Origin of the sequence: Pseudomonas sp. 2822-17 (genome assembly GCF_002742485.1) — a bacterium.
GTDB lineage: Bacteria > Pseudomonadota > Gammaproteobacteria > Pseudomonadales > Pseudomonadaceae > Aquipseudomonas > Aquipseudomonas cyclaminis.
On the sequence record NZ_LJRZ01000392.1, the window covers coordinates 254,492 to 274,120 of the forward strand.

The 19,629-nt window shown below is 57.0% G+C and carries 17 protein-coding genes and 2 tRNA genes; 18 read left to right on the forward strand and 1 reads right to left on the reverse strand.

Features of this window, described 5'->3' with window-relative positions:
• The first annotated feature begins 134 nt into the window (after nt 1-134).
• The 8 genes from grpE (at nt 135) to AOA60_RS13160 (ending at nt 10,603) form a co-directional block, all read left to right on the forward strand.
• Nucleotides 135-695 carry a nucleotide exchange factor GrpE gene (grpE, locus tag AOA60_RS13125; protein WP_094951702.1) on the forward strand — a complete coding sequence of 187 codons (561 nt, stop codon included), beginning with the start codon at nt 135-137 and terminating at the stop codon, nt 693-695.
• A 102-nt stretch (nt 696-797) separates the two neighbouring features.
• Nucleotides 798-2,714, forward strand: coding sequence for a molecular chaperone DnaK (dnaK, locus tag AOA60_RS13130; protein WP_099584783.1), 1,917 nt, complete (start codon nt 798-800; stop codon nt 2,712-2,714).
• 318 nt (nt 2,715-3,032) lie between these two features.
• Nucleotides 3,033-4,157, forward strand: coding sequence for a molecular chaperone DnaJ (gene dnaJ / locus AOA60_RS13135; protein WP_015885930.1), 1,125 nt, complete (start codon nt 3,033-3,035; stop codon nt 4,155-4,157).
• A 10-nt stretch (nt 4,158-4,167) separates the two neighbouring features.
• A complete protein-coding gene (gene dapB, locus AOA60_RS13140; protein ID WP_099584784.1) occupies nt 4,168-4,974 on the forward strand; it encodes a 4-hydroxy-tetrahydrodipicolinate reductase in 807 nt (268 codons plus the stop codon).
• 259 nt (nt 4,975-5,233) lie between these two features.
• Nucleotides 5,234-6,370 carry a glutamine-hydrolyzing carbamoyl-phosphate synthase small subunit gene (carA, locus tag AOA60_RS13145; protein WP_099584785.1) on the forward strand — a complete coding sequence of 379 codons (1,137 nt, stop codon included), beginning with the start codon at nt 5,234-5,236 and terminating at the stop codon, nt 6,368-6,370.
• A 105-nt stretch (nt 6,371-6,475) separates the two neighbouring features.
• A complete protein-coding gene (gene carB / locus AOA60_RS13150) occupies nt 6,476-9,697 on the forward strand; it encodes a carbamoyl-phosphate synthase large subunit (protein ID WP_099584786.1) in 3,222 nt (1,073 codons plus the stop codon).
• The gene (greA, locus tag AOA60_RS13155) at nt 9,694-10,170 is read left to right on the forward strand and encodes a transcription elongation factor GreA (protein ID WP_099584787.1); all 477 of its coding nucleotides are present in this window, start codon (nt 9,694-9,696) and stop codon (nt 10,168-10,170) included. Before carB ends, greA begins: the two co-directional genes overlap by 4 nt.
• Before the next feature lie 28 nt (nt 10,171-10,198).
• Nucleotides 10,199-10,603, forward strand: coding sequence for an MFS transporter (locus AOA60_RS13160; protein ID WP_099584788.1), 405 nt, complete (start codon nt 10,199-10,201; stop codon nt 10,601-10,603).
• Nucleotides 10,604-10,611: 8 nt separating this feature from the next.
• Here AOA60_RS13160 and AOA60_RS13165 read toward each other — a convergent pair whose 3' ends face one another.
• Nucleotides 10,612-10,920: a YhbY family RNA-binding protein gene (locus AOA60_RS13165; protein ID WP_017139256.1), complete on the reverse strand. Its 309-nt coding sequence runs from the start codon at nt 10,918-10,920 to the stop codon at nt 10,612-10,614.
• Between the two features lie 105 nt (nt 10,921-11,025).
• On the opposite strand from AOA60_RS13165, the gene rlmE reads away from it, so the two are divergent.
• From rlmE to nusA, 10 genes are all read left to right on the forward strand, one after another.
• Nucleotides 11,026-11,676 (forward strand): 23S rRNA (uridine(2552)-2'-O)-methyltransferase RlmE, encoded by a 651-nt coding sequence (gene rlmE, locus AOA60_RS13170; protein ID WP_003235041.1) that lies wholly within the window; start codon nt 11,026-11,028, stop codon nt 11,674-11,676.
• Between the two features lie 200 nt (nt 11,677-11,876).
• Nucleotides 11,877-13,787, forward strand: a complete 1,911-nt coding sequence (gene ftsH / locus AOA60_RS13175) for an ATP-dependent zinc metalloprotease FtsH (protein ID WP_099584789.1) — start codon at nt 11,877-11,879, stop codon at nt 13,785-13,787.
• An 8-nt stretch (nt 13,788-13,795) separates the two neighbouring features.
• The gene (folP, locus tag AOA60_RS13180) at nt 13,796-14,647 is read left to right on the forward strand and encodes a dihydropteroate synthase (RefSeq protein WP_099584790.1); all 852 of its coding nucleotides are present in this window, start codon (nt 13,796-13,798) and stop codon (nt 14,645-14,647) included.
• Nucleotides 14,648-14,663: 16 nt separating this feature from the next.
• A complete protein-coding gene (gene glmM, locus AOA60_RS13185; RefSeq protein ID WP_099584791.1) occupies nt 14,664-16,001 on the forward strand; it encodes a phosphoglucosamine mutase in 1,338 nt (445 codons plus the stop codon).
• A gap of 66 nt (nt 16,002-16,067) precedes the next feature.
• The gene (tpiA, locus tag AOA60_RS13190; protein WP_099584792.1) at nt 16,068-16,823 is read left to right on the forward strand and encodes a triose-phosphate isomerase; all 756 of its coding nucleotides are present in this window, start codon (nt 16,068-16,070) and stop codon (nt 16,821-16,823) included.
• Nucleotides 16,824-16,827: 4 nt separating this feature from the next.
• The gene (gene secG / locus AOA60_RS13195) at nt 16,828-17,211 is read left to right on the forward strand and encodes a preprotein translocase subunit SecG (RefSeq protein ID WP_010206600.1); all 384 of its coding nucleotides are present in this window, start codon (nt 16,828-16,830) and stop codon (nt 17,209-17,211) included.
• A 22-nt stretch (nt 17,212-17,233) separates the two neighbouring features.
• A tRNA-Leu gene (locus AOA60_RS13200) sits at nt 17,234-17,319 on the forward strand.
• A gap of 96 nt (nt 17,320-17,415) precedes the next feature.
• Nucleotides 17,416-17,492: transfer RNA gene (locus tag AOA60_RS13205), tRNA-Met, on the forward strand.
• A 140-nt stretch (nt 17,493-17,632) separates the two neighbouring features.
• Nucleotides 17,633-18,091, forward strand: a complete 459-nt coding sequence (rimP, locus tag AOA60_RS13210; protein WP_038843818.1) for a ribosome maturation factor RimP — start codon at nt 17,633-17,635, stop codon at nt 18,089-18,091.
• A 47-nt stretch (nt 18,092-18,138) separates the two neighbouring features.
• Nucleotides 18,139-19,620, forward strand: a complete 1,482-nt coding sequence (nusA, locus tag AOA60_RS13215; protein ID WP_003212187.1) for a transcription termination factor NusA — start codon at nt 18,139-18,141, stop codon at nt 19,618-19,620.
• Nucleotides 19,621-19,629 lie beyond the last annotated feature (9 nt).

A 19,629-nucleotide genomic window follows, 5' to 3' on the forward strand; every position in this document is an offset into this window, starting at 1 on the left:
TGGTGCGGGAATTGATCTGCAGCAGGCGAAAGACTTTTGGTAACGCTTGCGCCCTTGAAGCTGGAAATTGTGGCCCCATATACCGGAACAGAAGCGCGAGTTGAGTTCGCGCATGATTTTGAAAGGAGAAATCTATGGCTGACGAACAGACGCAGGATACGCAAACTCCAGACGCCAATTCGGCTGTCGGTGATGAACTGGCGACCCGTGTGCAAGTGCTCGAAGAGCAATTGGCCGCTGCGCAGGATCAGTCTTTGCGTGTTGCCGCCGATCTGCAGAACGTCCGCCGCCGTGCCGAGCAGGATGTAGAGAAAGCTCACAAATTCGCGCTTGAAAAATTCGCCAATGACTTGCTGCCGATCATCGACAGCCTGGAGCGTGGCCTTGAATTGTCCAACCCGGATGACGAAAACATCCGCCCGATGCGCGAAGGGATCGAGCTCACCCTGAAAATGTTCCAGGACACCCTGAAGCGTTATCAGCTCGAAGCCATCGATCCGCAAGGCGGTGAACCGTTCAACGCTGAGCATCACCAGGCAATGGCCATGCAGGAAAGCCATGACCTGGAACCCAACAGTGTGTTGAAGGTGTTCCAGAAGGGTTACCAGCTCAACGGCCGCCTGCTGCGTCCGGCAATGGTAGTGGTGAGCAAGGCTCCTGCACCTGTTGCACCTTCTATTGATGAGCAGGCTTGAAATTCGCCGCAAGGCCCCCATTTATAAGTCAAGCGTTTAAGTGCTACCGCAGTTAGCCACCACTGCTGCGGCAACCAAATTCAAGTTTCGGGAGAGTAAATCATGGGCAAAATTATCGGTATTGACCTGGGGACCACCAACTCCTGCGTCTCCGTGCTGGAAAACGGCGTTGCAAAAGTAATCGAGAACGCCGAAGGCGCGCGTACCACGCCGTCGATCATTGCTTACGCCAACGACGGTGAAATCCTCGTTGGTCAGTCGGCCAAGCGTCAGGCTGTCACCAACCCGCACAACACTTTGTACGCGGTAAAGCGCCTGATCGGTCGTAAGTTCGACGAAGAAGTCGTACAGAAAGACATCAAGATGGTTCCGTACAAAATCGCCAAGGCTGACAACGGTGACGCCTGGGTTGAAGTGAACGGCCAGAAAATGTCGCCGCCACAAATTTCGGCTGAAATCTTGAAAAAGATGAAGAAAACCGCCGAAGACTATCTGGGCGAAGCAGTGACTGAAGCGGTAATCACCGTTCCAGCCTACTTCAACGACAGCCAGCGCCAGGCGACCAAAGACGCCGGCCGCATCGCTGGCCTGGACGTAAAACGTATCATCAACGAGCCAACTGCAGCCGCTCTGGCTTACGGTATGGACAAGGCCAAAGGCGACCACACTGTGATCGTTTATGACCTGGGTGGCGGTACCTTTGACGTTTCCGTGATCGAAATTGCCGAAGTTGACGGCGAGCACCAGTTCGAAGTGTTGGCTACTAACGGCGACACTTTCCTGGGCGGTGAAGACTTTGACATTCGTCTGATCGACTATCTCGTTGACGAATTCAAGAAAGAAAGCGGCATGAACCTCAAAGGTGACCCGCTGGCAATGCAGCGCCTGAAAGAAGCTGCTGAAAAAGCCAAGATCGAGCTGTCTTCCGCTCAGTCGACCGACGTCAACCTGCCTTACATCACTGCAGACGCTACCGGTCCTAAGCACTTGAACGTGAAGATTTCTCGCGCCAAGTTGGAAGCGCTGGTCGAAGATCTGGTTCAACGCACCATCGAGCCTTGCCGCATTGCGCTGAAAGACTCCGGTATCGACGTTGGTGCAATCAACGACGTGATCCTGGTAGGCGGTCAGACCCGTATGCCGCTGGTTCAGAAGCTGGTTACCGAGTTCTTCGGCAAAGAAGCGCGTAAAGACGTGAACCCGGACGAAGCGGTCGCCATGGGTGCTGCCATCCAGGGTGCGGTATTGGCTGGTGACGTGAAAGACGTGTTGCTGCTGGACGTGAGTCCGCTGACCCTGGGTATCGAAACCATGGGTGGCGTGATGACTGCGCTGATCGAGAAAAACACCACGATTCCTACCAAGAAATCCCAGGTGTTCTCGACTGCCGATGACAATCAAGGCGCTGTGACCATTCACGTGCTGCAAGGTGAGCGTAAGCAAGCTGCCCAGAACAAGTCCCTGGGCAAGTTCGACCTGGCTGAGATTCCACCAGCACCTCGTGGCGTGCCGCAAATTGAAGTGACTTTCGACATCGACGCCAACGGCATCCTGCACGTCGGCGCGAAAGACAAGGCTACCGGCAAAGAGCAGAAGATCACCATCAAGGCCAACTCCGGTCTGTCTGATGAAGAAATTCAACAGATGATTCGTGATGCTGAAGCCAACGCTGATGCAGATGCCAAGTTCGCAGAGTTGGCCGGCGCCCGTAACCAGGGTGATGCACTGGTGCACTCGACACGTAAAATGATCGCCGATGCCGGCGAGAAAGTGACCGCTGAAGAGAAAACTGCAATCGAAGCCGCCGTGGTTGCCCTGGAAGCCGCTGTTAAAGGCGACGACAAGGCTGCTATCGACGCCAAGATTGAGGAGCTGTCCAAAGTCTCCGCACCGGTTGCCCAGAAGATGTATGCCGAGCAAGGCCAGCCAGCTGAAGGTGCTGCGCAACAGGCAGAGCCTGAAGCCAAGCACGACGACGCTGTCGATGCCGAGTTCGAAGAAGTCAAAGAGACCAAGTAAGTTGGTCGCCCGGTTGACCGCTATCAAGCGGTGACTGGTAGGATGTCGCCGCGCGGGAGCTTGCTCCCGCGTTGGCGTGTCTGGGGTATGTGAATTTTTACAGCATGCGACAACGCTCGGATGCTGGCGGTGTGATCGGGGATGCTCCTGCTTTCCGAGCATTAAATACCGCGTTTTTGGCCGGGTCCCTGGCTAAAAGGTAGTAATGACCAGGATCGTTGAATTGACGTGAGTTGGGTCCGGGCCTGTATTGGGGCTCAACGAGTTTAGTCAGGCTCAGGAGGGTCTGGCTGAACGTCCTTAAGAGTGCAAAGACTTATGGCAAAGCGTGACTATTACGAAGTGTTGGGTGTGGAGCGCGGCTCCAGCGAGGCGGACCTGAAAAAGGCTTACCGTCGCCTGGCGATGAAGCACCACCCGGACCGTAATCCGGATAGCAAAGAATCCGAAGAAATGTTCAAAGAGGCCAACGAGGCCTACGAATGTCTGTCTGATCCCAATAAGCGTGCGGCCTACGACCAGTATGGCCATGCTGGTGTCGACCCAAGCATGGGCGGCGGCGGTGCCGGTTTTGGCGGTCAGAACTTCTCCGATATTTTCGGTGACGTATTCAGTGACTTCTTTGGCGGTGGTCGGGGTGGTCAGCGCGGTGGCGCCCAGCGTGGCAGCGACTTGCGCTACACGCTGGAGCTGAACCTGGAAGAAGCTGTTCGCGGCACAAGCGTCAACATTCGCGTGCCGACGCTGGTCAACTGCAAGCCGTGTGATGGTTCGGGTGCCAAGAAAGGCTCCTCGCCGATTACTTGCCCGACGTGCGGCGGTATTGGCCAGGTCCGTATGCAGCAGGGTTTCTTCTCGGTGCAGCAGACCTGCCCGCGTTGCCATGGCCAGGGCAAGATCATTTCCGATCCGTGCGACTCCTGCCACGGCGAAGGTCGTGTCGAAGAGTACAAGACCCTTTCGGTGAAAGTGCCGGCGGGCGTGGATACCGGTGATCGCATTCGCCTGTCTGGCGAGGGCGAGGCGGGTACTCAGGGCGGTCCAACGGGTGATCTGTACGTGGTGATCAATGTGCGCGAGCACTCGATCTTCCAGCGTGACGGCAAGCACCTGTTCTGCGAAGTGCCGATCAGTTTTGTCGATGCTGCCTTGGGCGGTGAGTTGGAGATTCCGACCCTTGATGGTCGGGTCAAGCTGAAGATCCCTGAGGGGACGCAGACGGGTAAACAGTTCCGCATTCGTGGCAAGGGCGTAGCGCCAGTGCGCGGTGGCGGTGCTGGCGACCTGATGTGCCGTGTGGCGGTGGAAACTCCGGTCAACCTGGGTCGCCGTCAGCGTGAACTGCTTGAAGAGTTCCGTAGTTCGTTGGAAGGCGATGACTCTCACTCGCCGAAAACCACGGGCTTTTTCGATGGTGTGAAGCGCTTCTTCGGCGATCTGTAAGGAAGTGAGTATGCGACGTATAGCCGTAATGGGCGCTGCCGGGCGCATGGGCAAGACGCTGGTCGAAGCGGTGCAGCAGCGTTCTCCAGCCTCCGGCCTGACTGCGGCGATTGTTCGTCCTGGCAGCACATTGATTGGTGCGGATGCGGGTGAGTTGGCTTCACTGGGTCGTATCGGTGTGTCGTTGTCCGGCAACCTGGAGCAGGTGGCGGATGAATTCGACGTGCTGATCGACTTCACGTTGCCGGAAGTGATGCTGAAAAATCTCGCCTTCTGCCGAAAGGCGGGCAAGGCGATGGTGATCGGTACTACGGGTTTGACTGCCGAGCAGAAGCAGTTGCTGGTGGAGGCGGGCAAGGATATCCCTGTCGTCTTTGCTGCCAACTTCAGTGTCGGCGTGAACCTGTCGCTCAAGTTGCTGGATCTGGCCGCGCGCGTGCTGGGTGATGAAGCGGATATCGAGATTATCGAAACGCATCACCGTCACAAGATCGATGCGCCGTCGGGTACCGCGCTGCGCATGGGCGAGGCTATTGCTGATGCGCTGGGACGCGACCTGTCCAAGGTGGCGGTTTACGGTCGCGAAGGCCATACCGGTGCGCGCGCCCGTGACACTATTGGTTTTGCGACCGTTCGTGGTGGTGATGTCGTAGGTGATCACACTGTGCTGTTCGCCACCGAAGGCGAGCGCCTGGAAATCACGCACAAAGCTTCCAGTCGCATGACGTTCGCCAAGGGTGCGGTGCGCGCTGCGCTTTGGTTGGAAGGTCGTGATGCGGGTCTGTACGACATGCGCGATGTGCTGGAACTGCACTAATCAGTAGCTAAAACGGGGCCTCAGGATTATCCTAAGGCCCCGTTTTTACCCGCTAAGCGACGTCCTGTCGCATTCTCCTGCCTTTAAGGCTCATTAGCGGTGGACCCAAAAAGCCTTTTTCTGTAAGCTACAGCTTTAGTGTGTCCACTAAAAGCGCGCAGAATAATTCAGTGAAGAAGCGGGGTGACGTGTCCATACGTCACTCCGCTTTTTTACAACCTGCGATCGCCCTTTCAGGCTTTATTTACGGGAGGTCTTCTTGACTAAGCCAGCCATACTCGCCCTTGCTGATGGCAGCATTTTTCGCGGCGAAGCCATTGGAGCCGACGGTCAAACCGTTGGAGAGGTAGTGTTTAACACTGCCATGACCGGCTATCAGGAAATCCTTACCGATCCTTCCTACGCCCAACAGATCGTTACCCTGACCTATCCACACATCGGCAATACCGGTACTACACCGGAAGACGTCGAGTCTGATCGTGTCTGGTCGGCCGGTCTGGTGATTCGTGACCTGCCACTGGTTGCGAGCAACTGGCGTAACACGATGTCGCTGTCCGATTACCTGAAAGCCAACAATGTTGTGGCGATCGCCGGTATCGATACGCGCCGCCTCACACGCATCCTGCGTGAAAAAGGCTCGCAGAACGGCTGCATCATGGTCGGTGACAATATTTCCGAAGACGCGGCGATTGCCGCAGCGCAAGGCTTCCCTGGCTTGAAGGGCATGGACCTGGCGAAGGTCGTCAGCGTCAAAGAGAAGTACGAATGGCGCTCCACTGTCTGGGACTTGAAGACCGACAGCCACGCGACCATCGAAGCCAGCGAGTTGCCTTACCATGTGGTCGCGTACGACTACGGTGTGAAGTACAACATCCTGCGCATGCTGGTTGAGCGCGGTTGCCGCGTGACTGTGGTGCCTGCGCAAACCCCAGCCAGCGATGTGCTGGCCTTGCAGCCGGACGGTGTGTTCCTGTCCAACGGTCCGGGTGATCCGGAGCCTTGCGACTACGCCATCCAGGCCATCAAGGAAGTACTGGAAACCGAGATTCCGGTATTCGGTATCTGCCTGGGCCACCAACTATTGGCACTGGCTTCCGGCGCCAAGACCCTGAAAATGGGTCACGGCCATCACGGTGCCAACCACCCAGTGCAAGACCTGGACACTGGCGTCGTGATGATCACCAGCCAGAACCACGGTTTTGCGGTGGATGAAGCGAGCTTGCCGGGCAACGTCCGCGCAATTCACAAGTCGCTGTTCGACGGCTCCCTGCAAGGCATCGAACGCACCGACAAGAGCGCGTTCAGCTTCCAGGGCCACCCTGAAGCGAGCCCGGGCCCGAACGACGTAGCGCCGCTGTTCGACCGTTTCATCAATGAGATGGCCAAGCGACGCTGACTGAGCGGCCTGCGGGCGGCCCCGAATCCCGGTGGCCCCTGCAGGCTCTTCAAAGATTGTTCAAGACGGCTTGCCGACTGACCTGCGGATTTGAGTGACAAACCCATGCCAAAACGTACAGACATAAAAAGCATCCTGATTCTCGGCGCTGGCCCGATCGTGATCGGCCAGGCCTGCGAATTCGACTACTCCGGCGCCCAGGCCTGTAAAGCCCTGCGCGAAGAGGGCTACCGCGTCATCCTGGTGAACTCCAACCCGGCCACCATCATGACCGACCCGGACATGGCCGACGCCACCTACATCGAGCCGATCAAGTGGCAGACCGTTGCCAAGATCATCGAGAAAGAGCGTCCGGACGCCCTGCTGCCAACCATGGGTGGCCAGACCGCACTGAACTGCGCGCTGGACCTGGAGCGCGAAGGCGTTCTGGAAAAGTTCGGCGTAGAGATGATCGGCGCCAATGCCGACACCATCGACAAGGCTGAAGACCGTTCGCGTTTCGACAAGGCCATGAAGTCCATCGGCCTTGATTGCCCGCGTTCCGGTATCGCCCACAGCATGGAAGAGGCCAACGCGGTTCTCGAAAAGCTGGGCTTCCCGTGCATCATCCGTCCGTCCTTCACCATGGGCGGCACGGGTGGCGGTATTGCTTACAACCGTGAAGAGTTCGAAGAGATTTGTGCGCGTGGTCTGGACCTGTCGCCGACCAAAGAGCTGCTGATCGACGAATCCCTGATCGGCTGGAAAGAGTACGAGATGGAAGTTGTCCGCGACAAAAAGGACAACTGCATCATCGTCTGCTCCATCGAAAACTTTGACCCGATGGGCGTGCACACCGGTGACTCGATCACCGTTGCTCCGGCACAGACCCTGACGGACAAGGAATACCAGATCATGCGTAACGCCTCGTTGGCGGTACTGCGTGAGATCGGCGTTGAAACCGGCGGTTCCAACGTTCAGTTCGGTATCTGCCCGGACACAGGCCGTATGGTCGTGATCGAGATGAACCCGCGTGTATCGCGTTCTTCGGCGCTGGCATCGAAAGCTACCGGCTTCCCGATTGCGCGCATCGCAGCCAAGCTGGCGATCGGTTACACCCTGGACGAATTGCAGAACGAAATCACTGGCGGCGCTACGCCGGCGTCCTTCGAGCCGTCGATCGACTACGTCGTCACCAAGCTGCCACGCTTCGCTTTCGAGAAATTCCCGAAAGCCGATGCCCGCCTGACCACTCAGATGAAGTCGGTCGGTGAAGTCATGGCCATCGGCCGGACCTTCCAGGAATCCCTGCAGAAAGCCCTGCGTGGCCTGGAAGTGGGCGTTTGCGGTCTGGACGAGAAGCTCGACCTGAGCAACCCGGAAAGCATGAGCGTGCTCAAACGCGAGCTGACCGTTCCGGGCGCTGAGCGTATCTGGTACGTGGCCGATGCTTTCCGCGCCGGCATGACCGTCGAAGATATCTTCGGCATGAACATGATCGATCCGTGGTTCCTGGTACAGATCGAAGATCTGATCAAGGAAGAAGAGAAGGTCAAGACCCTCGGTCTTTCCTCTATCGACCGCGACCTGATGTTCCGCCTCAAGCGCAAAGGCTTCTCCGACCAGCGTCTGGCCAAGCTGCTTGGCGTGACCGAGAAGAACCTGCGTACGCATCGCCACAAGCTGGATATCTTTCCGGTCTATAAGCGCGTTGACACCTGCGCTGCAGAGTTCGCCACCGACACCGCGTACCTGTACTCCACCTACGAGGAGGAGTGCGAGGCCGCACCGTCGGGTCGCGACAAGATCATCATCCTGGGTGGCGGTCCAAACCGTATCGGCCAGGGCATCGAGTTCGACTACTGCTGCGTACACGCCGCTCTCGCCCTGCGCGAAGACGGGTACGAGACCATCATGGTCAACTGCAACCCAGAAACCGTTTCCACTGACTACGACACTTCCGACCGCTTGTACTTCGAGCCGGTTACGCTGGAAGACGTGCTGGAAATCTGTCGCGTCGAGAAGCCAAAAGGCGTGATCGTCCAGTACGGCGGCCAAACCCCGCTGAAATTGGCACGCGCTCTGGAAGCTGCCGGTGTGCCAATCATCGGCACCAGCCCGGACGCTATCGACCGTGCTGAAGACCGTGAGCGTTTCCAGCAAATGGTTGAGCGCCTGAACCTGCGTCAGCCGCCAAACGCTACCGTGCGCAGCGAAGACGAAGCTATCCGCGCAGCCAGCAAGATCGGCTACCCGCTGGTGGTGCGTCCGTCCTACGTGCTGGGCGGCCGGGCGATGGAAATCGTCTACGAAGAAGAAGAACTCAAGCGTTACCTGCGCGATGCAGTGAAAGTGTCCAATGACAGCCCTGTGCTGCTGGATCACTTCCTCAACTGCGCCATTGAAATGGACGTGGACGCGGTTTGCGACGGCACTGATGTAGTGATCGGCGCGATCATGCAGCACATCGAACAGGCGGGCGTTCACTCCGGTGACTCCGCGTGCTCGCTGCCGCCGTACTCGTTGCCGCTGCACATCCAGGACGAGATGCGCGAGCAGGTCAAGAAAATGGCCCTGGAATTGGGCGTGGTCGGCTTGATGAACGTTCAGTTGGCGCTGCAAGGCGAAGACATCTACGTCATCGAAGTCAACCCACGTGCTTCGCGGACCGTACCTTTCGTGTCCAAGTGCATCGGTGTGTCCCTGGCGATGATCGCTGCCCGTGTAATGGCCGGTAAGACCCTGAAGGAAATCGGCTTCACCAAGGAAATCATTCCGAACTTCTACAGCGTGAAAGAGGCAGTGTTCCCATTCGCCAAATTCCCTGGTGTGGACCCGATCCTGGGCCCAGAGATGAAGTCCACCGGTGAAGTGATGGGCGTGGGCGATACCTTCGGTGAAGCGTTCGCCAAGGCTCAGATGGGTGCCAGCGAAGTGCTGCCGACCGGCGGTACTGCGTTTATCAGTGTGCGTGATGACGACAAGCCACTGGTTGCAGGTGTTGCCCGTGATCTGATCAACTTGGGCTTTGAAGTCGTGGCTACTGCCGGTACTGCCAAGCTGATCGAAGCGGCGGGCCTGAAAGTGCGTCGCGTAAACAAGGTGACGGAAGGCCGTCCGCACGTGGTCGACATGATCAAGAATGACGAAGTCACGCTGATCATCAATACCACCGAAGGTCGTCAGTCGATCGCGGACTCCTACTCCATTCGTCGTAATGCCTTGCAGCACAAGATCTACTGCACCACCACCATTGCTGCTGGCGAAGCTATCTGTGAAGCGCTCAAGTTCGGTCCGGAAAAAACCGTACGCCGCTTGCAGGATCTACACGCAGGATTGAAGGCATGATCAAATACCCAATGACCGTCCAGGGCGCAAAGGCCCTGGAAGAGGAGCACGCTCACCTGACCAAGGTCGTACGTCCGAAGCTGAGCCAGGACATCGGTACGGCCCGCGAGCTGGGTGACTTGAAGGAAAACGCTGAATACCACGCGGCTCGCGAGCAGCAGGGTATGGTTGAGGCGCGGATTCGTGACATTGAGGGCCGGATCCAGAATCAGGTCGTCATCGACGTTACGAGCATTCCTCACACTGGCAAAGTGATCTTCGGTACCACCGTCGAAATCGCCAATGTGGAGACTGATGATCGCGTGACTTACCATATTGTTGGCGAAGACGAAGCTGACTTTAAGCTCGGAAAAATCTCCGTCGGTTCGCCGCTGGCCCGCGCCTTGATTGCCAAGGAAGAGGGTGATGTGGTGGCTGTAAAAACACCCGGTGGCGTGATCGAGTACGAGATTGTTGAAGTTCGCCACGTCTGAAAGGCGGCGCCCGCTTCGTGCGGGCGCCATGCTTTGGCAGCTTGCCCAGATGCTTTGGGTGGGTGGCCTGTGGTTGCTGCACATTGGTGTGCTGCCGGCGCTGGGCCTTATTGGCCTGGCTCCGTTGCTGATCGATGAGATCGATGGATTACTGAGTGCGTTGCTGGTGGGTTTTGCAGCAGCGTGCGTGACCCTTCAGGCATTGGTGCTGGTCAAGGCCGAGGGCTTGGGGAGTTTGTGGCGGGATATTTGCGGCCAACTGCTGTTGATGGCGCTGTATGCGTGTGCAATGTTTTGCATCGTGCATGTGTGGCTGCCGGAAGCGTTGCGCTGGCAGCTATTCAGCTATCTTGTATTAGGGTTCTCCGGCCTGGTGCTGGTTGTACAGCCCGCGCCAGGATGGAGTGGCAGGGCGCGCAAAGCACGCCCGTGACCCTTGTGTCATTTGAAGCGATGCACGTTCGACAGTTGCTTGTTGACGCTGAAGTTCTTGCGATACAGCAGCGCCATCTTGCCGATGACCTGAACCAGGTCCGCTTTGCCAACCTTGCACAGTTCTGCAATGGCGGCCAGGCGCGCTTCGCGGTCAAGGATGTTGACCTTGATCTTGATCAGTTCATGATCGCCCAATGCGCGTTCAAGTTCGGCTAACACACCTTCAGTCAAACCGTTGTCTGCCACAATCAGAACTGGTTTCAGATGGTGGCCAATGGATTTGTACTGTTTCTTCTGCTCTTGAGTGAGCGGCATAATCTGACCCCTGCGTCTGATCTTGTAAAAAGCGGCGGCCAGTTTACCCGAGCGAGTCCGGGACCGCCCAGTTAATCACGACCCGTTTTATTTTCGAGGTGGCCCGTGGCCCGTTCCAAAACTAGCCTTAAGTGGCTGCAAGAGCATTTCAACGATCCTTACGTCAAAAAGGCGCAAAAGGACGGGTACCGTTCGCGGGCCAGCTACAAGCTCCTGGAGATCCAGGACAAGGACAAATTGATCCGTCCGGGCATGAGCGTTATCGATCTGGGTGCCGCTCCAGGTGGTTGGTCCCAGGTGACCAGTCGTCTGATTGGTGGGCAAGGCCGGTTGATCGCCTCCGACATCCTTGAGATGGACAGCATCCCGGATGTGACCTTCGTACACGGCGACTTCACCCAGGACTCGGTGTTGGCCGAGATCCTGGAGGCTGTGGGAAATTCGCAGGTAGACCTTGTGATTTCCGACATGGCCCCCAATATGAGTGGATTACCGGCCGTCGATATGCCGCGAGCCATGTTCCTCTGCGAACTGGCGCTGGATTTGGCGGGTCGGGTGTTGCGTCCCGGTGGAGATTTCCTTGTGAAAGTCTTCCAGGGCGAAGGTTTTGACGAGTATCACAAGAACATTCGCAAGCTGTTCGACAAGGTGCAAACTCGCAAGCCAGACTCGTCCCGAGACCGTTCTCGTGAGCAATACCTGCTGTGCCGTGGGTTCCGCGGGGTTGAAGGTGCGGCGAGCGAAGAGCGTTTTTGATTTATTCGAGGAGGGTGATAGGTTTTTTTATATCGCTTTCGTCACGAAGCTTTACGAATATTGTGTAGTCAAAGTTTCACAAAGGGTTACAGACGGCGCCTGCCAGAGTTGTAGGTAATGTAGTAAGTTAGGCCGGTGAATATCATGCGAAGCGCGCGCCAGTAGCGGAGCTTGCTTCAGAGGGTAGTTAATTGAACGATATGGCAAAGAATCTGATCCTGTGGTTGATCATCGCGGCTGTCCTGGTGACGGTGATGAACAACTTCTCCAGCCCTAACGAGCCGCAGACCCTCAACTACTCCGACTTCATCCAGCAAGTTAAGGATGGCAAGGTCGAGCGCGTAGCGGTTGATGGCTACGTGATCACCGGCAAACGCAACGATGGCGACAGCTTCAAGACCATTCGTCCGGCAATCCAGGACAACGGTCTGATCGGCGACCTGGTGGATAACCATGTGGTGGTCGAAGGCAAGCAGCCTGAGCAGCAGAGCATCTGGACTCAGCTCCTGGTGGCAAGCTTCCCGATCCTGGTAATCATTGCCGTGTTCATGTTCTTCATGCGCCAGATGCAGGGCGGCGGCGGAGGCAAGGGCGGGCCGATGAGCTTCGGCAAGAGCAAGGCGCGCCTTCTCTCAGAAGATCAGGTGAAAACTACCCTGGCTGATGTTGCAGGCTGCGATGAGGCCAAGGAAGAAGTCGGCGAACTGGTCGAGTTCCTGCGCGATCCAGGCAAGTTCCAGCGCCTGGGTGGTCGTATTCCTCGCGGCGTTCTGATGGTAGGTCCTCCGGGTACCGGTAAAACCTTGCTGGCCAAGGCGATTGCTGGCGAAGCCAAGGTGCCGTTCTTCACCATTTCCGGTTCTGACTTCGTTGAGATGTTTGTCGGCGTGGGTGCCAGTCGTGTCCGCGATATGTTCGAGCAGGCCAAGAAGCACGCTCCGTGCATCATCTTCATCGATGAAATCGACGCTGTTGGTCGCCATCGTGGTGCTGGCATGGGTGGTGGTCACGACGAGCGTGAGCAGACTCTCAACCAGTTGCTGGTCGAGATGGATGGTTTCGAGATGAATGACGGCATCATCGTCATCGCCGCAACCAACCGTCCAGACGTGCTGGACCCTGCGCTGCTGCGTCCGGGCCGTTTCGACCGTCAGGTTGTGGTCGGCCTACCGGACATCCGTGGTCGTGAACAGATTCTGAAAGTGCATATGCGCAAAGTGCCAATGGGGGATGACGTGGCTCCGGCCGTGATTGCCCGTGGTACTCCAGGCTTCTCCGGTGCCGACTTGGCCAACCTGGTGAACGAAGCTTCGTTGTTTGCGGCTCGTACCGGCAAGCGCATCGTTGAAATGAAAGAGTTCGAGCTGGCGAAAGACAAGATCATGATGGGCGCCGAGCGCAAGTCCATGGTCATGTCCGAGAAAGAGAAGCAGAACACTGCCTATCACGAAGCCGGCCACGCCATTGTTGGGCGCGTTGTGCCTGAGCATGATCCGGTCTACAAGGTGTCGATCATTCCTCGTGGTCGTGCGCTGGGTGTCACCATGTTCCTGCCGGAAGAGGATCGTTACAGCCTCTCCAAGCGTGCGCTGATCAGCCAGATCTGCTCGCTGTACGGCGGCCGTATTGCAGAAGAGATGACGCTGGGCTTCGACGGCGTAACCACTGGTGCTTCCAACGACATCATGCGTGCAAGCCAGATTGCTCGGAACATGGTGACCAAGTGGGGATTGTCGGAAAAGCTGGGCCCGTTGATGTATGCCGAGGAAGAAGGCGAAGTGTTCCTGGGGCGTGGTGGTGGCGGTCAAAGCGCCAGCTTCTCCGGTGAGACAGCCAAGCTGATCGACTCTGAAGTGCGCAGCATCATTGATCAGTGCTACGGCACAGCCAAGCAGATCCTGACCGACAATCGCGACAAGCTGGATGCAATGGCTGATGCGCTGATGAAGTACGAAACCATTGATGCGGACCAGATCGACGACATCATGGCTGGTCGGGCGCCTCGTGAGCCTCGCGATTGGGAAGGTGGTTCGGGTACTTCGGGTACACCGCCCGTGGTTCAAAACGAGCGTCCTGAAACCCCGATCGGCGGTCCGGCAGCGGATCACTAAGGTTTGAAATGACTTTTGGTACGTCCTCCACCCGGTTGCCTTGCGGCAACCGGGTTCTTGATTTGGCCCATGCGCATGTCATGGGTATTCTTAATGTAACCCCCGATTCCTTTTCCGATGGTGGCCGCTTCAGCCAGGTTGATGCTGCATTGCGTCATGCCGAGTCAATGGTGGCTGCCGGCGCGACACTGATTGATATCGGTGGCGAGTCGACCCGGCCGGGTGCTCGTGTTGTTTCTCCGCTGGAGGAGCTGGAGCGTGTAGCGCCGATTGTCGAGCGCATTGCCCGTGAGCTGGATGTGATTATTTCGGTAGACACGTCAACGCCGGCCGTTATGCGCGAGACGGCTCGGCTGGGGGCCGGATTGATCAATGATGTGCGGTCTCTGCGGCGCGACGGAGCTCTGGATGCGGCCGCGGCTACCGGTCTGCCCGTGTGCCTGATGCATATGTTGGGTGAGCCCGGCAATATGCAGGACAGCCCGCACTACGATGATCTGGTCGGCGAGGTAAGTGGTTTTCTCTCCGAGCGGGTTGCCCAGTGCGCCGCGGTAGGCATTGCGCCGGAGAAAATAATTCTTGATCCGGGTTTTGGTTTTGCCAAGACCCTGCAACACAATTTAAGTCTGTTCAAGCACATGGAGTCCCTTCATGCCCTTGGTCGCCCCTTACTGGTTGGCGTTTCACGCAAGAGCATGATCGGGCTGGCGTTGAATCGGCCTGTGGGTGAGCGATTATACGGTGGCCTCGCGCTGGCCGCGCTGGCCTTGACCAAGGGTGCGCGCATCTTGCGTGTGCATGACGTCGCAGAAACCGTTGATGTGGTGCGCATGATTGCCGCTGTAGAATCAGCCGAATAAGAATGATGGAGCACTTATGACTAAAAAATACTTTGGCACCGACGGGATCCGTGGTCGGGTCGGCGAATTTCCAATTACTCCTGATTTTATGCTCAAGCTGGGTTGGGCGGCGGGTATGGCCTTTCGCAGCATGGGCGCTTGCCGGATCCTGGTGGGCAAGGACACCCGAATCTCGGGGTACATGTTTGAGTCTGCGCTTGAGGCAGGTTTGTCCGCCGCAGGTGCTGACGTGATGTTGCTAGGCCCGATGCCGACCCCGGCGATTGCATACCTGACGCGTACCTTCCACGCTGAAGCCGGTATTGTGATCAGCGCCTCGCACAACCCTCATGATGACAATGGCATCAAGTTTTTCTCGGGGCAGGGCACCAAGTTGCCGGACGAGATTGAGCTGATGATTGAAGAACTGTTGGACGCGCCGATGACTGTGGTCGAATCCAGTAAGTTGGGCAAGGTTTCGCGGATCAATGACGCGTCGGGCCGGTATATCGAGTTCTGCAAGAGCAGCGTGCCAACCAGCACCAACTTTGCAGGCCTGAAGATTGTGGTCGATTGCGCCCATGGTGCGACCTACAAAGTCGCCCCAAGCGTGTTCAAGGAATTGGGCGCAGATGTCACAGTGCTCTCGGCCCAGCCCAATGGATTGAACATCAACGAAAACTGCGGCTCCACCCATATGGGGCAGTTGCAGGCCGCTGTCCTGGCTGAGCATGCGGACCTCGGGATTGCCTTTGACGGTGATGGCGACCGCGTGCTGATGGTTGATCACACGGGGGCCGTGGTGGATGGCGATGACCTGTTGTTCATCATTGCTCGTGACCTGCACGAGCGTAACAAGCTCCAGGGCGGTGTCGTCGGTACGTTGATGAGCAACCTGGGGCTTGAGCTTGCATTGGCAGACTTGGGTATTCCTTTTGTCCGTGCCAACGTGGGTGATCGTTATGTGATTGCCGAGCTGCTGGAGCGTAATTGGCAGGTAGGCGGTGAAAACTCTGGGCACGTCGTATGCTTCCAGCACACCACCACGGGCGATGCGATTATCGCGGCTTTGCAGGTGTTGCTGGCTTTGCGTCGTCGTGAAGAGAGCTTGGCGCAGGCGCGTCAGGCTTTACGCAAATGCCCGCAAGTTTTGCTTAACGTGCGTTTCTCGGGCGGCGAAAACCCGATCGAGCACCCTGCTGTCAAAGAGGCTTGCGAGCGCGTGACCCTGGCAATGGCGGGGCGCGGGCGGGTACTGCTGCGCAAGTCCGGCACAGAGCCTTTGGTGCGCGTTATGGTCGAAGGTGACGACGAAATACAGGTTCGCGGCCACGCCGAACACCTGGCAAAACTGGTAACTGAAGTTTGCGCCTGAATTCGGCTTGCCAGTAATGATGTGGTTGGGTAACATCTGCGCCCACTTTGACCGACGAGGTACAGCATGCGTCGCACTATGGTAGCTGGTAACTGGAAGATGCACGGTACCCGCGCCAGTGTCGCTGAGCTGATCAATGGCCTTCGTCACCTGGCCTTGCCTAGCGGTGTTGATGTCGCGGTTTTCCCGCCTTGCTTGCATATCACCCAAGTGGTTGATGGCTTGAAAGGTAAGTCGATTCAGGTCGGCGCGCAGAATTCTGCGGTGGAGGCCATGCAAGGTGCGTTGACCGGTGAGATTGCACCGAGTCAGCTGGTCGATGCGGGTTGTTCCTATGTGCTTGTTGGGCACTCCGAGCGTCGTCAGATGATGGGCGAGCGTGATGGAACACTCAATCGCAAGTTCGCAGCGGCACAGGCTTGTGGCTTGATTCCAGTGTTGTGCATAGGCGAGACCCTAGAGCAGCGCGAATCAGGCAAGACTCTTGAAGTTGTCTCGCGTCAGTTGGGCGGCATCATCGAGGAGCTGGGTGTTGGTGCGTTTGCAAAGGCGGTAATTGCTTACGAGCCGGTCTGGGCCATTGGTACCGGGCTGACTGCTACACCGCAACAGGCGCAGGATGTGCACGCAGCCATCCGCGCGCAGTTGGCGGCAGAGAATTCTGAAATCGCACAAGGTGTGCGGCTTCTATACGGCGGCAGCGTGAAGGCGGCCAATGCGGTCGAACTGTTCGGCATGCCGGATATCGATGGGGGGCTCATTGGTGGAGCTTCCCTGAATGCAGATGAGTTCGGTGCGATCTGTCGCGCCGCGGGAAACTGAAAAAATGCTGGAAACAGTCGTAGTCGTTTTTCATCTGTTGGCTGCCCTGGGCGTAGTTGCCCTGGTTTTGTTGCAACAGGGTAAAGGTGCGGATGCTGGTGCGTCTTTCGGTGCAGGTGCTTCAAATACTGTGTTCGGAAGCCAAGGTTCCTCTACCTTTCTTAGTAAGTTTACTGCTATACTTGCCGCCGGTTTCTTCATAACCAGCTTAGGGTTAGGTTACTTTGCTAAAGAGAAAGCTCATGTGCTGACTCAAGTAGGTTTGCCAAACCCAGCAGTGTTGGAAGTTCCAAAAGCAAAACCGGCTTCTGATGATGTCCCGGTGCTTCAAGAGCAAAAGTCGGCTACTCCAGCGACTGACGTACCTCCAGCTCAAGAGCAGAAGTAAGAAGGGTTGTAAGCGCTGTATTGCCGAGGTGGTGGAATTGGTAGACACGCAACCTTGAGGTGGTTGTGCCCATAGGGTGTAGGGGTTCGAGTCCCCTTCTCGGTACCAATTATCAGAAGAGCCCGCTGTTGCGGGCTTTTTTGTAGGTGGAAGGTTACATTGACCCTGTAAGGGATCGGTCGTATACTTCCGCCCCAGCTTTGTCGCGGGGTGGAGCAGTCTGGTAGCTCGTCGGGCTCATAACCCGAAGGTCGTCGGTTCAAATCCGGCCCCCGCAACCAGTTTTAGCGGAGCCCCTTTTAAGGGGCTTTTTGTTAGCTGGACACTTTCAACGCCGCTGTTCGACGGCGTTTCAAGGATGGGCGTTTCGCCCATTTTTTTATTTTGCACAGCATGCACATACATGCACGAGGGGGTTCAGGTGTCGAGCAAGCTAGAAGAGTTGCAGGCCTTGCTGGCCCCGGTGGTCGTGGCCCTAGGCTATGAATGCTGGGGTATTGAGTTTTCGGCTCAAGGTCGCCACTCAATGTTGCGCGTTTATATCGATAAAGAGGGCGGTGTGCTGGTGGACGATTGTGCCATTGTCAGCCGTCAGATCAGCGGTGTCCTGGATGTTGAAGATCCAATTTCCGTTGAATACACCCTCGAAGTTTCCTCGCCAGGCATGGAACGCCCACTGTTCACTATTGAGCAGTTTGCAAAATTTGCCGGTGAACAAGTGAAGATCAAGCTGCGGTCTCCTTTTGAAGGGCGACGCAACTTTCAGGGCCTTCTGCGCGGTGTAGAAGAACAGGATGTCGTGGTGCAGGTAGAAGACCATGAGTTCCTGTTGCCGATCGATATGATCGACAAGGCCAACATTATTCCCAGTTTTGACTGAGACGCGGATCCCGCGGATCCAATGGCTTGCGAAAGGCGAGGCGTACGATGAGCAAAGAAGTACTGCTGGTTGTTGAGTCGGTATCCAATGAAAAGGGCGTACCGGCAAACGTGATTTTTGAAGCGCTGGAGCTGGCCCTGGCCACTGCTACCAAAAAGCGTTTTGAAGACGAAGTTGATCTGCGTGTGGAAATTAACCGCCACACCGGTGCCTATGAGACTTTCCGTCGCTGGACGGTCGTCGAAGAAGCCGATCTTGATGATCCGGCCATCGAAACCTGGCCAAGCAAGGTTGCTGAAACGCACCCGGGCGCCCAGGTCGGTGATGTCGTCGAAGAAAAGATCGAATCCATCGAGTTCGGCCGTATTGCTGCACAGACCGCCAAACAGGTGATCGTGCAAAAGGTTCGCGAAGCTGAGCGCGCTCAAGTTGTCGACGCTTATCGCGAGCGCCTGGGTGAAATCATCTCCGGCACCGTGAAAAAAGTGACCCGCGACAATGTGATCGTCGACTTGGGCAACAACGCCGAAGCGTTGCTGGCCCGCGAAGACATCATCTCTCGCGAAACCTTCCGTGTCGGCGTGCGTCTGCGTGCGCTGCTCAAGGAAATCCGCACCGAGAACCGCGGCCCTCAGTTGATCCTGTCGCGTACCGCGCCGGAAATGCTGATCGAGCTGTTCCGTATCGAAGTGCCGGAAATCGCCGAAGGCCTGATTGAAGTCATGGCTGCGTCCCGCGACCCGGGCTCGCGCGCCAAGATCGCGGTCCGCTCCAAGGACAAACGCATCGACCCGCAAGGTGCTTGCATTGGTATGCGCGGTTCGCGCGTCCAGGCAGTGTCGGGCGAATTGGGCGGTGAGCGTGTGGACATCGTCCTGTGGGACGATAACCCGGCGCAGTTCGTGATCAACGCAATGTCGCCTGCAGAAGTGGCGGCAATTATCGTTGACGAAGATGCCCATGCAATGGACATCGCCGTTGGCGCAGACAATCTGGCTCAGGCCATTGGTCGTGGTGGTCAGAACGTGCGTCTGGCCAGCCAACTGACCGGTTGGACCCTGAACGTGATGACCGAATCGGACATCCAGGCTAAGCAGCAAGCTGAAACCGGTGACATCCTGCGCAACTTCATCGACGAGTTGGAAGTCGACGAAGACCTGGCACAGGTGCTGGTAGATGAAGGCTTTACCAGCCTGGAAGAGATTGCCTACGTACCGTTGGAAGAAATGCTCAACATCGACGGCTTTGACGAAGACACCGTCAACGAGCTTCGCGCTCGGGCCAAGGATCGTTTGTTGACTAAAGCCATCGCTACTGAGGAAAAGCTGGCAGACGCCCATCCGGCCGAAGACCTGCTCTCGCTTGAGGGTATGGACAAGGATTTGGCGATGGAACTGGCGGTGCGCGGCGTAATTACCCGCGAAGACCTGGCCGAGCAGTCTATTGACGACCTGCTCGACATCGACGGCATTGACGATGATCGTGCCGGCAAGTTGATCATGGCCGCCCGAGCCCATTGGTTCGAGTAATTAGGCGCG